The sequence below is a fragment of the Serratia marcescens genome (assembly GCF_006715005.1).
Taxonomy (GTDB): Bacteria; Pseudomonadota; Gammaproteobacteria; order Enterobacterales; family Enterobacteriaceae; genus Serratia; species Serratia montpellierensis.
Map to the genome: position 1 here is coordinate 554,160 of NZ_VFMJ01000001.1, position 12,016 is coordinate 566,175.

Annotated in this window: 15 protein-coding genes and 1 riboswitch; of the genes, 4 read left to right on the plus strand and 11 right to left on the minus strand. The window is 63.3% G+C overall.

All coding sequences use genetic code 11. From position 1 onward, the window contains the following. Positions 1-8: 8 nt before the first annotated feature. Complete coding sequence (locus FHU12_RS02695; RefSeq protein ID WP_141967251.1) at positions 9-1,238, plus strand: MFS transporter; 1,230 nt, start codon at positions 9-11, stop codon at positions 1,236-1,238. Here the strand turns inward: FHU12_RS02695 and FHU12_RS02700 are convergent. Continuing rightward, a complete protein-coding gene (locus tag FHU12_RS02700) occupies positions 1,215-1,895 on the minus strand; it encodes a class I SAM-dependent methyltransferase (RefSeq protein WP_141967254.1) in 681 nt (226 codons plus the stop codon). The two genes, FHU12_RS02695 and FHU12_RS02700, sit on opposite strands and share 24 nt — an antisense overlap. A gap of 101 nt (positions 1,896-1,996) precedes the next feature. Beyond that, the gene (locus tag FHU12_RS02705) at positions 1,997-2,422 is read right to left on the minus strand and encodes a GNAT family N-acetyltransferase (RefSeq protein WP_141967256.1); all 426 of its coding nucleotides are present in this window, start codon (positions 2,420-2,422) and stop codon (positions 1,997-1,999) included. Between the two features lie 142 nt (positions 2,423-2,564). Beyond that, a riboswitch (TPP riboswitch) is annotated at positions 2,565-2,661 on the plus strand. A gap of 35 nt (positions 2,662-2,696) precedes the next feature. On the opposite strand from FHU12_RS02705, the gene thiM reads away from it, so the two are divergent. The 3 genes from thiM to FHU12_RS02720 all read left to right on the plus strand — a co-directional run bounded on the left by thiM (position 2,697) and on the right by FHU12_RS02720 (position 4,831). Then, positions 2,697-3,488 (plus strand): hydroxyethylthiazole kinase, encoded by a 792-nt coding sequence (thiM, locus tag FHU12_RS02710; RefSeq protein WP_141967258.1) that lies wholly within the window; start codon positions 2,697-2,699, stop codon positions 3,486-3,488. After that, positions 3,488-4,288 (plus strand): bifunctional hydroxymethylpyrimidine kinase/phosphomethylpyrimidine kinase, encoded by an 801-nt coding sequence (gene thiD, locus FHU12_RS02715; RefSeq protein WP_033648851.1) that lies wholly within the window; start codon positions 3,488-3,490, stop codon positions 4,286-4,288. Before thiM ends, thiD begins: the two co-directional genes overlap by 1 nt. Positions 4,289-4,372: 84 nt before the next feature. Further along, a complete protein-coding gene (locus tag FHU12_RS02720; protein WP_099782416.1) occupies positions 4,373-4,831 on the plus strand; it encodes an inhibitor of vertebrate lysozyme family protein in 459 nt (152 codons plus the stop codon). Between the two features lie 39 nt (positions 4,832-4,870). On the opposite strand, the gene gutQ is transcribed toward FHU12_RS02720, so the two are convergent. From gutQ to FHU12_RS02765, 9 genes are all read right to left on the minus strand, one after another. Next, positions 4,871-5,842, minus strand: coding sequence for an arabinose-5-phosphate isomerase GutQ (gutQ, locus tag FHU12_RS02725; protein WP_063990517.1), 972 nt, complete (start codon positions 5,840-5,842; stop codon positions 4,871-4,873). Then, positions 5,835-6,608, minus strand: a complete 774-nt coding sequence (gene srlR, locus FHU12_RS02730) for a glucitol operon DNA-binding transcriptional repressor SrlR (protein WP_033635559.1) — start codon at positions 6,606-6,608, stop codon at positions 5,835-5,837. The genes gutQ and srlR overlap by 8 nt, the downstream gene beginning before the upstream one ends. 83 nt (positions 6,609-6,691) lie before the next feature. Then, complete coding sequence (gene gutM / locus FHU12_RS02735; RefSeq protein ID WP_141967260.1) at positions 6,692-7,048, minus strand: transcriptional regulator GutM; 357 nt, start codon at positions 7,046-7,048, stop codon at positions 6,692-6,694. Between the two features lie 46 nt (positions 7,049-7,094). Next, the gene (gene srlD / locus FHU12_RS02740) at positions 7,095-7,874 is read right to left on the minus strand and encodes a sorbitol-6-phosphate dehydrogenase (RefSeq protein ID WP_141967262.1); all 780 of its coding nucleotides are present in this window, start codon (positions 7,872-7,874) and stop codon (positions 7,095-7,097) included. A gap of 10 nt (positions 7,875-7,884) precedes the next feature. Next, positions 7,885-8,247, minus strand: a complete 363-nt coding sequence (gene srlB, locus FHU12_RS02745) for a PTS glucitol/sorbitol transporter subunit IIA (protein WP_004941520.1) — start codon at positions 8,245-8,247, stop codon at positions 7,885-7,887. Positions 8,248-8,269: 22 nt separating this feature from the next. Next, positions 8,270-9,247: a PTS glucitol/sorbitol transporter subunit IIB gene (gene srlE, locus FHU12_RS02750; RefSeq protein WP_141967264.1), complete on the minus strand. Its 978-nt coding sequence runs from the start codon at positions 9,245-9,247 to the stop codon at positions 8,270-8,272. Positions 9,248-9,262: 15 nt separating this feature from the next. Beyond that, complete coding sequence (gene srlA / locus FHU12_RS02755) at positions 9,263-9,811, minus strand: PTS glucitol/sorbitol transporter subunit IIC (protein ID WP_004941528.1); 549 nt, start codon at positions 9,809-9,811, stop codon at positions 9,263-9,265. 235 nt (positions 9,812-10,046) lie between these two features. Beyond that, on the minus strand, positions 10,047-11,096 hold the full coding sequence (gene fbaB / locus FHU12_RS02760) for a class I fructose-bisphosphate aldolase (protein WP_043137996.1): 1,050 nt from the start codon (positions 11,094-11,096) through the stop codon (positions 10,047-10,049). A 206-nt stretch (positions 11,097-11,302) separates the two neighbouring features. Beyond that, entirely contained in the window at positions 11,303-11,989 is a 687-nt protein-coding gene (locus tag FHU12_RS02765) for a GntR family transcriptional regulator (protein ID WP_025303872.1), read from the minus strand. Between the last annotated feature and the right edge of the window lie 27 nt (positions 11,990-12,016).

Consider the following 12,016-nt stretch of genomic DNA (forward strand, 5'->3'; position numbering starts at 1 on the left):
GGTGTGCAATGAGCGACAAACTGCTGGATCCTCCTTGTGCGGCGCTGGGGCGCTTACCGGCCACCCTGGTGCTGCTGTTGGCCGGTGCCAGCGCGTTCAGCGTGGCCAACGTTTACTATGCGCAGCCGTTGCTGGATGCCATTGCCCGTGATTTTTCCATCAGCCTGGCGGCGGTCGGCATGGTGATCTCCGTGACTCAGTTGGGCTGCGCGCTGGCGCTGCTGTTGGTGGTGCCGCTGGGGGATCGGTTGAACCGACATCGGTTGCTGGCGTGGCAGCAACTGGGGCTGATTGGCGCGCTGCTATTGGTGGGCTGGGCGCACAGCGCATCCGGGCTGCTGGTAGGGATGTTGCTGGTGGGGCTACTCGGCACCGCCATGACGCAGGGGCTGATCGCTTTTGCCGCGGCACTGGCGGCGCCGCAGGAGCGCGGGCGGGTGGTTGGTGCGGCGCAGGGAGGAGTGGTGCTGGGATTGCTGTTGGCGCGCACATTGTCCGGTGCGCTGGCGGACGTTGGCGGCTGGCGCACGGTGTATTTTTTCTCCGCCGGGGTGACGCTGGTATTGCTGCCGATCCTGTTGCGCCTGCTGCCTGCGCCGCGCACCGCTCCCAGTACGCTGAGTTATCCCGCGCTGCTGCGTTCAATGCTGACCCTGTTGCTGCATGACCGCACGCTGCAAATTCGCGGCATGTTGGCGCTGCTGATGTTTGGCGCTTTCAGCCTCTTTTGGAGTTCGCTGGTGTTGCCGCTGAGCCAGGCGCCGTTCAGCTTCAGCCATGCCGCGGTGGGGGCGTTCGGCCTGGTCGGCGCGGTGGGCGCACTGGCGGCGGTGCGCGCCGGGCATCTGGCGGATCGCGGGTTGGGGCAGGCGGCCAGCGGCGTGTGTTTGCTGCTGCTGACGCTGGCCTGGCTGCCGCTCGGTTTGCTCGGCAGCGGCCTGGTTTGGCTGGTGGCGGGCATCGTGCTGCTGGATCTGGCGGGCCAGGCGATCCACGTGCTGAACCAGAGCATGATCTTCCGCGCGCACCCGCAGTCGCACAGCCGGCTAGTGGGCTGCTATATGCTGTTTTACGCCGTCGGCAGTGGGCTGGGCGCCTTTGCCGGCACCCATATGTACGCCTGGGCGGGCTGGAGCGGCGTCTGCTGGCTGGGGGCGGGCGTCAGCCTGAGCGCGTTGCTGTTTTGGCGGCTGACGCTGCGCGGCATGCCGCCCTCAGCGACGGCGGTGGAGCAGTGAAAGCTGGAAGCCCAGCGCACCGCACAACTGCTGAGGCGCAGTGAAGCCGCTTTCCGCAAAAAGAAGACGGCTGCGCGCCGCTGCCATCGGGTGCCAGTTGCGGTGGGTGCGTTCGATCACCTCCTGCGCCTGCGCCGCCGAATGCCCGGCGCTTTGCAGCCAATGTTGGTAGTGGCTGGCGGGCAGGCCATCCGGTTGATAGTCGAACAGCAGCAGCGGTGCGGCGGGGGAGAGGCGCTGCGCCAACTGCTGCAGGAAATCCAGTTTGGCGCCATCGTCGGCGATAAAGTGCAGCACCAATGAGCACACCGCCGCATCGTGGCGGGTTTGCGGCGCTAGTTGCAGCAAGGTGGGTTGGAAACTCACCCGTTGTGCATAACCCGCGGCTTCGGCCTTGGCGCGTGCGGCCGCCAGCATGCCGGCGGAGGGTTCCACGGCGCTGAAACGCCAGCTGGCGTTGGCGGCGGCCAGCGCCGTCAGTTCGCTGCCGGTGCCGCAACCGGCCAGCAACAGCGTGGTGTCATTCGGCAGCGTCTGCGCGAGCGTCGCCGTCAGCAGCGCCTGGGCAAACTGATAGCCGGGCACCAGGGTCAGAATGCGGCGATCGTAGTCCGCCGCCGCGGCATCGGGGAAGCGTGTATCCGTTTGGTATTGCATAACCTTCCTTGCCAAGTTCATTGAGAGAGACAAGGAAGGGTATGCTTAAATGATAATGAAATCCATTATCATTAATGAGTTATGTGACGGGAAAGGCGGCGTTAGCGGGCCGGCGAATGCATCAGGTAATAATCTTCTTCGCCGTCGTTGCCGGTAGAGATGATGCGCCAGCCGTGTTTGCGGTAGAACGCCAGCGCCTTTTCATTCTTCACCAGGCATTTCAGCGAGCCGGTAGCGGTGAAGGTAGCTTCCGCCACCTGCAGCAGCGCACTGCCGACGCCGCGCGGCGGCTGATGGGGATCGACATACAGGTTATGAATGAAGTTGTCTTCGCGGTAGACGGAGACGAATCCCAGCAGCGTGCCGCCGTCTTCCGCCACCCAAATCGCTTCGCCCAGCGTCGCGCCGTCGAAATCTTCCAACTGATAGTTTGAGGTATCGCGCCAGCCGAACGCCGCCTTGCGCGACGCCAGGTACAGCGTGCGCAGGAAGGGGCGATCGGTCTCTTGGTAGGGTCTTATCTGCATGGCATCTCCCGGTGGTTTGTGCTCACTATAGCGCATTGTGCAGCGTATGCCCGCTGAGCCTATTTATTCGCTTGTTTGTCCGCGCCGCCGCTGGCATGATCCCCTGCAGGGATTAACGCAACGTTGATCACAACCTATTGATTTTCATGACTCGGGGTGCCCTTCTACGTGAAGGCTGAGAAATACCCGTATTACCTGATCTGGATAATGCCAGCGTAGGGAAGTCACGGCCGCCCAGCCGGCGCCGCCTTCTTGAACGCCGGTTGGGAGGAATATGATCGCTCGACCTGATGCTCTACCCGGCGCACGCGCCGCGGCCTGTCTGACCCAATTCCAACAGCGGCCTCCGCTGATCCACTGCCTGACCAACGAAGTGGTGCAATCGCTGACCGCCAACGTGTTGCTGGCGCTCGGCGCTTCCCCGGCGATGGTAGTGGAGCCGCAAGAGGCGGCGCAGTTCAGCGCGCTGGCCGACGGTCTGCTGATCAACGTCGGTACCCTCAATGCGCTGCGCGCCGAATCGATGCGGGCGGCGGTGGCCGCTGCCAATCGGGCCGGCAAGCCCTGGACACTGGATCCGGTGGCGGTCGGCGCGCTCTCCTACCGCACCGCCTTCGCCAAACAGCTGCTGGACGAGAAACCGGCGGCGATACGCGGCAACGCCTCGGAAATCATGGCGCTCAGCGGGTTGCTGGCCAGCGGCCGCGGCGTGGACAGTGGCGACGATTCGCTGGCGGCCTTGCCCGCCGCGCGTGAGCTGGCGCAGAGCAGCGGCGCGGTAGTCGCGGTCACCGGCGCGGTGGATTACGTCACCGACGGCCAGCGCGACTGGGCGATCGAAGGCGGTTCCCCGCTGATGACGCGGGTAGTGGGCACCGGCTGCGCGCTGTCGGCGGTGGCGGCGGCGTTTTGCGCCCTGCCGGGCGATCGCCTGGATAACGTGGCGACCGCCTGCCGAGTGATGTCTCACTGCGGTGGCCTCGCGGCCAGGCAGGCCGCCGGGCCGGGTAGCTTTACGCCGGCGTTCCTTGACGCGCTGTATCAGCTGCGTGGGGAGGATCTGTGATGAAACGCATTAACGCCCTGACCATCGCCGGCACCGATCCCAGCGGCGGCGCCGGCATTCAGGCCGATTTGAAGGCTTTCTCGGCGCTTGGTGCCTACGGCACCTCGGTGATCACCGCGCTGGTAGCGCAGAATACCCGCGGCGTACAGTCGGTGTATTACATCGATCCGGCGTTCGTCGCCGCGCAGCTGGACTCTGTGTTCAGCGACGTGCGCATCGACAGCGTCAAGATCGGCATGCTGGCCAACGCCGACATCGTGCAGGCGGTAGCCGAACGGCTGCGCCATTACCGGCCGGAATTCGTGGTGTTGGACACCGTGATGCTGGCGAAAAGCGGCGATCCGTTGCTGGCGCCGGAGGCGGTGGCGTCTATCCGGCGCGAGCTGTTGCCGCTGGTATCGATCATTACGCCGAACCTGCCGGAAGCGGCGGCGCTGCTGGCGTGCGCGCCGGCGGAAGATGAAGCGCAGATGCGCGAGCAGGGGCGGGCGCTGCTGGCGATGGGCTGCCGGGCGGTGCTGATGAAGGGCGGCCACCTGAGCGAAAGCGAGAGCCCGGACTGGCTGTTTACCGCAGAAGGCGAGCAGCGCTTTACCGCGCCGCGCGTCGCCACCCGCCACACCCACGGCACAGGTTGCACGCTCTCGGCCGCGCTGGCGGCGCTGCGCCCGCGCCATGCCGATTGGGCGGCCACGGTGGCCGCCGCCAAGGACTACCTGCAACAAGCGCTGCAACAGGCGGACACGCTGGAAGTGGGGCACGGCATCGGGCCGGTGCATCATTTTCACGCTTGGTGGTGAGTCAACTTTTTGCCGCAGCCGTGGTCTGACTAGTTCAGGCCCGGTTTGACGGGCGAAACCTGATTTAACCTAGGGAGAAGGACTATGACGGGACACCAGGCGCTGCGTTGCGCCCTCTTCGGCGCACTGCTCAGCTTCAGCGCGGGCAGCTTTGCCCAGCAGATCGTCACCACGTCGGATTTGATTCAGCAGCCGGGGTACCAGGCCAGCTGGCAAAACATGGTGAAAGGCCAGGCGCGGATGCCGGGCTGGGCGCGCAAGGGCGTCGGCACCTCTACGCCGGCGCAAAACTTGAGCTGGAAGGGCAAAGAGTATCTGGTCGGCAATCTGTGCAAACCGCACGACTGCGGCAACAACTTTTTGATCGTGGCGTTCAGCGCAGATAAATCCCAGGCCTGGGGCGTGCGGGTGGAAGTGGAAGATCGGCCGGAAGCCGTCGATCATCCGAAGAAGTATGCCAAGTACCAGTGGCTCGGCAAGCCGAATGACGACATGAAGGCGCTGCTGAAGCAGCAGTTCGAGAACAATCCTGACTGGAAATGATCTGACCGGGGGCGCCGGTGATGGCGCCCCCGGCGTTGATCAGCCGATGCCGGCCTGATGCAGATCGTGCAGGTTGAGCGCCCCCACCAGCACGCCGTCCATATCGACCACCGGGGCCGCGCTGATGTGCTGTTCGTGCAGCGCTTCCAGCGCCTCGCCGGCGCGCCATTGCTCCGGCAGCCGATAGCCGGGGCGGGTGATCGCCGGGCTGAGCGGATCCTGCAGGCTGTTGCCCTTCACCAGCCAGCGGCGCAGGTCGCCGTCGGTAAACACGCCCACCACCCGCTGCTGCGCGTCGCAGACCGCCACTAACCCGAGCCCGGTGCGGCTCAGCTCCAGCATCGCTTCCATCACGTTGGCGCTTTCGCTCACGCGCGGCAGGCGATCGCCGGTGCGCATCAGGTGATGCACGCGGTTCAGCAGGCGCGCCCCCAGGCTGCCGCCCGGGTGCGAGCGGGCGAAGTCTTCCGCGTTGAAACCGCGCTGGCGCATCAGCGCCATCGCCAGGGCGTCGCCCATCATCAGCGTGTTGACCGCGCTGGAGGTGGGCGCCAGCCCCATCGGGCAGGCTTCGCGCTCGACGCCGATATCCAGCACGCAGGCGGCGGCCAGCGCCAGCGGCGACTCTTTGCCGCCGGTGACGGCGATCACCGGAATGCCGTTCTCCGCCAGCAGCGGCAGGATCAGATCCAGCTCTTTGGCGCGACCGGAGTAGGAGATGAACACCACCACGTCGTCGGCGCCGATCATACCGAGATCGCCGTGCAGCGCCTCGGCCGGGTGCACGAAGAACGACGGCGTGCCGGTACTGGCCAGCGACGCGGCGATCTTCTTGCCGATATGGCCGGATTTGCCGATGCCGGAAATCACCGCCTTGCCACGGCAGTTCAGCAGCAGTTCGCAGGCGCAGACGAAGTTGTCGTCCAGGCGCGCCAGCAGGCGTTGCGCTTCGGTCAGCTCGATCTCCAGCGTTTCGCGGGCGAAGGCGAGCAGGGCGTTGGCGTTACTCATCGGGGTCTCCTACCAGAAGGATATTGATGCCTTTCGCCTGCAGGGCGGCGAGGTAATCGGGGTTGATGTCTCGGTCGGTGATCAGCGTGTCGACGGCGCTGAGTTCGCACACCACGTTCGGGCTCTTACGGCCGAATTTCGAGGAGTCTACCAACAGAATAATGCGGCCGGCGGCTTCGCACATCGCTTTGCTGACGTTGTGCACTTCGTTGAAGGTGGTGACGCCGGCGTTGAGATCGACGCCGTCCGCGCCGATAAACAGCTTGTCGAAGCTGAACTGCTGGAACGCCGATTCGGCCAGGCTGCCGTGGAACGAGGCCGATTTTTTGCGGTAGGTGCCGCCGGGCATCAGGATGGTCTGATCGTTGTCCAGCTCCACCAGCGCGTTGACGATGGTCAGGCTGTTGGTCATCACCGTGATGTTATTGAACTGCGCCAGGTGCGGCACCATCTGCAGCACCGTGCTGCCGGCGTCGAAGATCAGCGAGTCCCCGTCGGCGATCAGCGCCACAGCGGCGCTGGCGATGTGGCGCTTTTTCTCGGTATTGATATGGGTTTTGCGGTCGATCGGCTGATCGCCGTCGTCGCGGCTGAGCACCACGCCGCCGTAGGTGCGGATCACCTCGCCTTCTTCTTCCAGCAGGGTGAGATCCTTGCGGATGGTGGTGCCGGTGGTGGAGAAATGCTCGGCCAGGGCGTCCACTGCCGTTTTGCCATGCCGCTGCAGATATTCAAGGATAGCGGCCTGCCGCTGCTTTGGTTTCATCGCGATTCCCGTTCACAAGAGTGGGGCATTTTCCCTCGCTGAATAATTCACTATGAAAGGTAATGCCTTTTAATGTGAAAATATCACGATTTGGGTTCAATCGCTAACGATAGTGCAGACTGGCATGCGCGATCCTCGGGGAAGATCACATCCGGGCGCAAATCCCGCTGATGCAAACCGTGCAATCGAGGCAGCGGGCGGGGCCGGGCGAAAACGGTCAGGCCGCGCAGCAACAGGCTGCCGCACACCCGCCGATCGGCATCGAAGGCCAGCGCCAGCACCACCCGCGGGCGGAAACGGCCGCCGGAACGGCCGACGCCGACGGCGCCCAGTTGGCACAGGCCGTCGAAGGCGCGATTGAAGCGCTGCAGTTGCCACCAGCCGAAGGCGATTTGCAGCAGCCAGGCCAGCAGCGCGAAGGCGATCAGAGCTTGAGTCATGGGATTCTCCTTAGGCCCCCTTCGGCGGAAGGGGGCGTCGATGGCGTCAGAACATCACCTGGCCGCCGGTGATGTTGATCGACTGGCCGGTGCAGTAAGAGGCCTTGTCGCTGGCGTAGAACAGCAGGGTGTTCAGCACGTCCTGGTAGTCGCAGCCGCGTTTCAGCGGCACCTTGTCGATGTAGTACTGCTCCACCTGTTCCGGCGCGATGCCCAGTTTTTGCGCGTACTGCGGCAGCAGCGACTGGAACATCGGCGATTTCAGCAGGTTGCCGAGCATCAGCGAATGCACGGTGATGCCGTACTCCGCCAGATCGAGCGCCAGCGACTGCGTCAGCCCCACGCCGCCGAACTTGGCGGCGCTGTAGCCGGAGTTGTGCTTGCTGCCGACCTTGCCGGACTTGGAGTTGATCTGAATGATGCGCCCGGCGATGCCGTCACGGATCATCAGGCGCGAGAATTCGCGGGCGCAGAGGAAATAACCCACCAGGTTCACCTGCAGCGAGCGGTCGAAGTCGCCCAGCGGGAAGTCGGTGATCGGCGCCGCCTTGGCGATGCCGGCGCTGTACACCAGCAGGTTGGCCTGGCCGAATGTCCGGTCAACCGCCGCCGCCAGCGCGATCACGCTTTGTTCGTCGGTGGCGTCGACCTGAAAACCGCAGGCGCTGCCTGCGCCAAACGCTTCGTTGATCTGCTGTGCCACCTGATTGGCATTGTCGGCGTTCAGATCGGCCACCGCCACCCGATAACCGGCCTGCGCCAGCCCGTGGGACAAAAAGGCGCCTAACGTTTGGCCGCCGCCAATCACTACAGCTACTTCAGACATGGTCTACTCCTTATGCGATAAATGACAGCGTGCTGCCCAACGGGATATCGGTCGGCGTCGGGCCGGATACGTGGATCGAGCCGGGGAATTCGGCTTCGGCTTCGCCGTCGAAGCGCACGGTGATGTGGCCCAGCTCGCGCAGATTCTGCGTGGCAACGCTGCCGACGGCGGTGATGGCGTAGCGCTGCTGCGCCAGTTCCATCACGCCGCCGACCTGCAGCTCACCGGCGGTCGCGCCGTGGCGGTGGATGAAGCAGAACTCTTCGATATCCGCCGGCGCGCCTTCACGGAAGGTGATCAGCATGTTGTCCAGCAACGCGTCGCGGGCGCAGCCGCCGATCTGCGTGATGGTGGTATGAAAAATGGTGTGCATAAACGTCTCCCTGGGAATCAAATTATTGATAAATAAAGGCCGAGGCGGCCCAGGCGATCAACACCGTCGGCGCGCCGGTCAGGAAGCGGCCGACCAGCACCGAGGGTACGCCGACCCGCACGGTGTCCTGCTTGGCTTCCGCCAGCGACAGGCCGACCGGAATGAAGTCGCAGGCGGCCTGCGCGTTGATGGCGAACAGCGCGGGCAGCGCCAGCTGCGGCGGAATATGGCCGAGGCCGATCTGCACCCCGACCAGCACGCCGATCACCTGGGCGATAACCGCGCCGGGGCCGAGGAACGGCGACAGCAGCGGGAATGAGCAGATCAGCGCCAGCGTCACCAGGCCGATCGGGCTGTTGGCGAGCGGCGTCAGGCCGTGAGCGATAAAGTCCCCGAGGCCGGAGGCCATGATGATGCCGATCAAGGCCGAGACGAACGCCATAAACGGCAGGATGGTCTTCAGCACGGTGTCGATGGTGTCGCGCCCGGCCTGGAAGAACACCGCCACCACCGATCCCATGCCCATGCCGACCTTCGCCAGCAGCCCGTCGCTTTGCTCGGTGATCTTCTTGCTGGTGTCGTAGTCGCGCGCCTTGGGCGGTGCTGCAACGGCGGCGGATTGGCTATCTGCCGCTTCGATTCGGCTGATGTTGTGGTCGCGCACGCCGGAGACATAGATGTCTTCGAGGATAAACTGCGCCAGCGGGCCGGACTGGCCGGTGGCGTGGATGTTGACCGTCGGAATGCGGCGTTTCGGGTACAGGCCGCAGCGCAGGGTGCCACCGCAGTCGATCACCGCCACGCCGATCTCTTCCGCCGGCGGCTCGCCCTCTTTGAAACCGTCGACGGCCGGCCAGCCGGTCAATTCGCTGAGGCGATCGACGATCGAAGGCCGGGTGCCGGCGGTGATGTACACCACTTTCTTGCCGGGCTCTATCGGCAGCTCCAGGGGGCCACCCCAGCCGCTGGCGCCTTTTTCAATACGGATATAAGCACTCATGCTGCACTCCACGAATTAAAGTTGCACCTGGCGATCCAGACGGATGCCCATCTTGCGTTCGAACAGGCTGGTGGTCAGATCGGTGACCCAGCCGCGGAAGAAGTTGGTGAACAGCCCCACTAGGAAATAGCTCACCGCCAGCGGGCCGAGCGGCAGGCCGAGGGTGGTCAGGCCGCTGGCGATACCGAGGTAAACGAACAGCTCGCCGGGGTTGATGTGCGGGAACAGGCCGTTCATCGAGTGGCAGCTGTAGGAGGCCGCCGCGTAGTAGCTCGGCTTGTATTTCTCCGGCATGAAGCGCCCCAGGCTGAGGGTCATCGGGTTGCAGAAGACAAAGGTGCCGATCAGCGGCAGCAGCAGATAGCGCGAGACGGGGTTGCCCGCGCAGCGCTGCGCCAATCGTTCGATACGTTCCTGGCCAACAAATTTGATCAGCGCGTTCATGATTACCAACAGGCTGATCAACAAAGGTAAAATGCCGGTCACCATGCCGACAAACACTTCACCGCCTTTCTGAAACAGGCCGATAAACCACTCGGCGCCGTGGGTGATTAGCTCAATCATTATGTTCTCCTGTAATGGACTGATATGGCCTGGAGCGAACGGCGGCTCTGTCGCCATGGGCCTTACAGTAGTCACTTTGTTGGGTTATTTGTTTTAAATAGATCACAATTTGAAAGATAAATATTTTATTTTGAAAGTTTAAAGTGAAAGAAAGAGAAGTTCTGTGGCAGGAGGGGGAGAAAGCGGGCACAAAAAAGCCCGGCGAGCCGGGCTTTGGGACAGACGGTCCGTCACATCAGGCGATAGTGACCTTCTTGTCCAGGTAGGCGTCTTGCACGGCGTTGATCAGCGCCACGCCGTCTTTCATCGATTTCTTGAACGCCTTGCGCCCCAGGATCAGGCCCATGCCGCCGGCGCGTTTGTTGATCACCGCGGTGCGCACCGATTCCTGCAGGTCGTTCTCACCGGCGGCGCCGCCGGAGTTGATCAGCCCAGCGCGGCCCATGTAGCAGTTGGCCAGCTGGTAGCGCACCAGATCGATAGGGTGATCGGTGGTCAGTTTGTTGTAGACGCGATCGTCGGTATAGCCGAATTTCACCGCACGGTAGCCGCCGTTGTTTTCCGCCATTTTCTGTTTGACGATGTCGGCGCCGATGGTGGCGGCGATGTGGTTAGCCTGGCCGGTCAGATCGGCGCTGGAGTGGTAGTCCACGCCGTCCTTGGTGAACGCCGGGTTACGCAGATAGGCCCACAACACGGTGACCATGCCCAGCTCATGCGCGCGCTCGAAGGCGATCGAGATCTCTTCGATCTGGCGGCGCGACTGCTCGGAGCCGAAGTAAATGGTGGCGCCGACCGCCACCGCGCCCATGTTGAACGCCTGCTCGACGCTGGCGTACAGGGTCTGGTCGTACTGGGTCGGGTAGCTCAGCGTTTCGTTGTGGTTGAGTTTGACCAGGAACGGGATCTTGTGCGCGTAGCGGCGCGATACCGACGCCAGCACGCCGTAAGTGGAGGCGACGCAGTTACAGCCAGCTTCAATCGCCAGCTCGACGATGTTCTTCGGATCGAAATACAGCGGGTTGGCGGCGAACGAGGCGGCGGCGGAGTGCTCGATGCCCTGATCGACCGGCAGGATCGACAGGTAGCCGGTGCCGGCCAGGCGGCCGTGGTTGAACAGGGTTTGCATCGAACGCAGCACGCTGTTGGGACGGTTGTTATCGATCATTACGCGGTCGACGAAGTCGGCGCCCGGCAGGTAGAGATTCTCGGCGGGGATAGTGGTACAGCGGTGTTGCAGCAGATCTTCCGCTTCCTTTCCTAGCAACTGCACAATATCAGTCATGATTCACTCCCGATTAAGCTTCTTCATACACCGGCAATGCAAGGGTTTTTGACCACCGGCGAAGTAAAAAAGCGGTGATTGAAGCTGTAAAGCGATACTACCGAACTTGATCCGGCAAGGACAAACAATAGATGCGATTGAGAGGAAATGCCATTTGCGAGGCCAAATACGCGGGGACGATCGCCCCCGGCGCGCTAAACGATTGATTATTCGATCTCGAACCACTCGGTGTTCTGCAGGGCGATCGGGGTGATGGAGTAGATCATCTCCTGCAGGTGATCGTGGATGGCGCGCTCCGCCGCCTCGGCATCGCGCGCTTTCAGCGCCTCGTAGATGCGGTAGTGCTGCTTGATCAGGCTCTCCGGCGGCGAGACTTCGCTCAGGCTGAGGAAACGCACCCGATCCATGGTGGCCTTGATGGTTTCGATGGTCTCCCACGCCAGCGGGCAGTCGGCGAACTGGGTCAGCAGCTGGTGGAATTCATCGTCCAGCGCCAGAAACTCGCGCGTCTGCCCATTCTGCGCCGCCAGCGCCTGACGGTGCAGGTTATGCTCCAGCGTCATCAGCTGCGCCGGGGTGGCGCGCTCCGCTGCGCGGCGCACGATGGCGCATTCCACCGCCTGACGAATAAAGCGCCCGTCGGCCACGCGCTTGGCGGAGATTTTCATCACGAAGGTGCCGCGCTGCGGCAGGATCTGCACCAGGCCGGCCTCCGCCAGCTTGATGAAGGCTTCGCGCACCGGCTGGCGCGAAACGCAAAAGCGCGTGGAAATCTCTTTCTCGGACAACAGGGTGCCGGGGGGGATGGTGCAGTCGACGATATCCTTGCGCAGGAAGCGATAGATCTGCTGGTTGACCGGGACGTTATTGGTGAGACTGTACGTTTCAGACATGGCGACAATCAGGCATCTGGCTGGAAT

Bases quoted from the DNA above. Each gene is read 5' to 3' on its own strand.
- FHU12_RS02695 (WP_141967251.1), top strand. From the start codon at position 9: ATGAGCGACAAACTGCTGGATCCTCCTTGTGCGGCGCTGGGGCGCTTA.
- FHU12_RS02700 (WP_141967254.1), bottom strand. From the start codon at position 1,895: ATGCAATACCAAACGGATACACGCTTCCCCGATGCCGCGGCGGCGGAC.
- FHU12_RS02705 (WP_141967256.1), bottom strand. From the start codon at position 2,422: ATGCAGATAAGACCCTACCAAGAGACCGATCGCCCCTTCCTGCGCACG.
- thiM (WP_141967258.1), top strand. From the start codon at position 2,697: ATGATCGCTCGACCTGATGCTCTACCCGGCGCACGCGCCGCGGCCTGT.
- thiD (WP_033648851.1), top strand. From the start codon at position 3,488: ATGAAACGCATTAACGCCCTGACCATCGCCGGCACCGATCCCAGCGGC.
- FHU12_RS02720 (WP_099782416.1), top strand. From the start codon at position 4,373: ATGACGGGACACCAGGCGCTGCGTTGCGCCCTCTTCGGCGCACTGCTC.
- gutQ (WP_063990517.1), bottom strand. From the start codon at position 5,842: ATGAGTAACGCCAACGCCCTGCTCGCCTTCGCCCGCGAAACGCTGGAG.
- srlR (WP_033635559.1), bottom strand. From the start codon at position 6,608: ATGAAACCAAAGCAGCGGCAGGCCGCTATCCTTGAATATCTGCAGCGG.
- gutM (WP_141967260.1), bottom strand. From the start codon at position 7,048: ATGACTCAAGCTCTGATCGCCTTCGCGCTGCTGGCCTGGCTGCTGCAA.
- srlD (WP_141967262.1), bottom strand. From the start codon at position 7,874: ATGTCTGAAGTAGCTGTAGTGATTGGCGGCGGCCAAACGTTAGGCGCC.
- srlB (WP_004941520.1), bottom strand. From the start codon at position 8,247: ATGCACACCATTTTTCATACCACCATCACGCAGATCGGCGGCTGCGCC.
- srlE (WP_141967264.1), bottom strand. From the start codon at position 9,247: ATGAGTGCTTATATCCGTATTGAAAAAGGCGCCAGCGGCTGGGGTGGC.
- srlA (WP_004941528.1), bottom strand. From the start codon at position 9,811: ATGATTGAGCTAATCACCCACGGCGCCGAGTGGTTTATCGGCCTGTTT.
- fbaB (WP_043137996.1), bottom strand. From the start codon at position 11,096: ATGACTGATATTGTGCAGTTGCTAGGAAAGGAAGCGGAAGATCTGCTG.
- FHU12_RS02765 (WP_025303872.1), bottom strand. From the start codon at position 11,989: ATGTCTGAAACGTACAGTCTCACCAATAACGTCCCGGTCAACCAGCAG.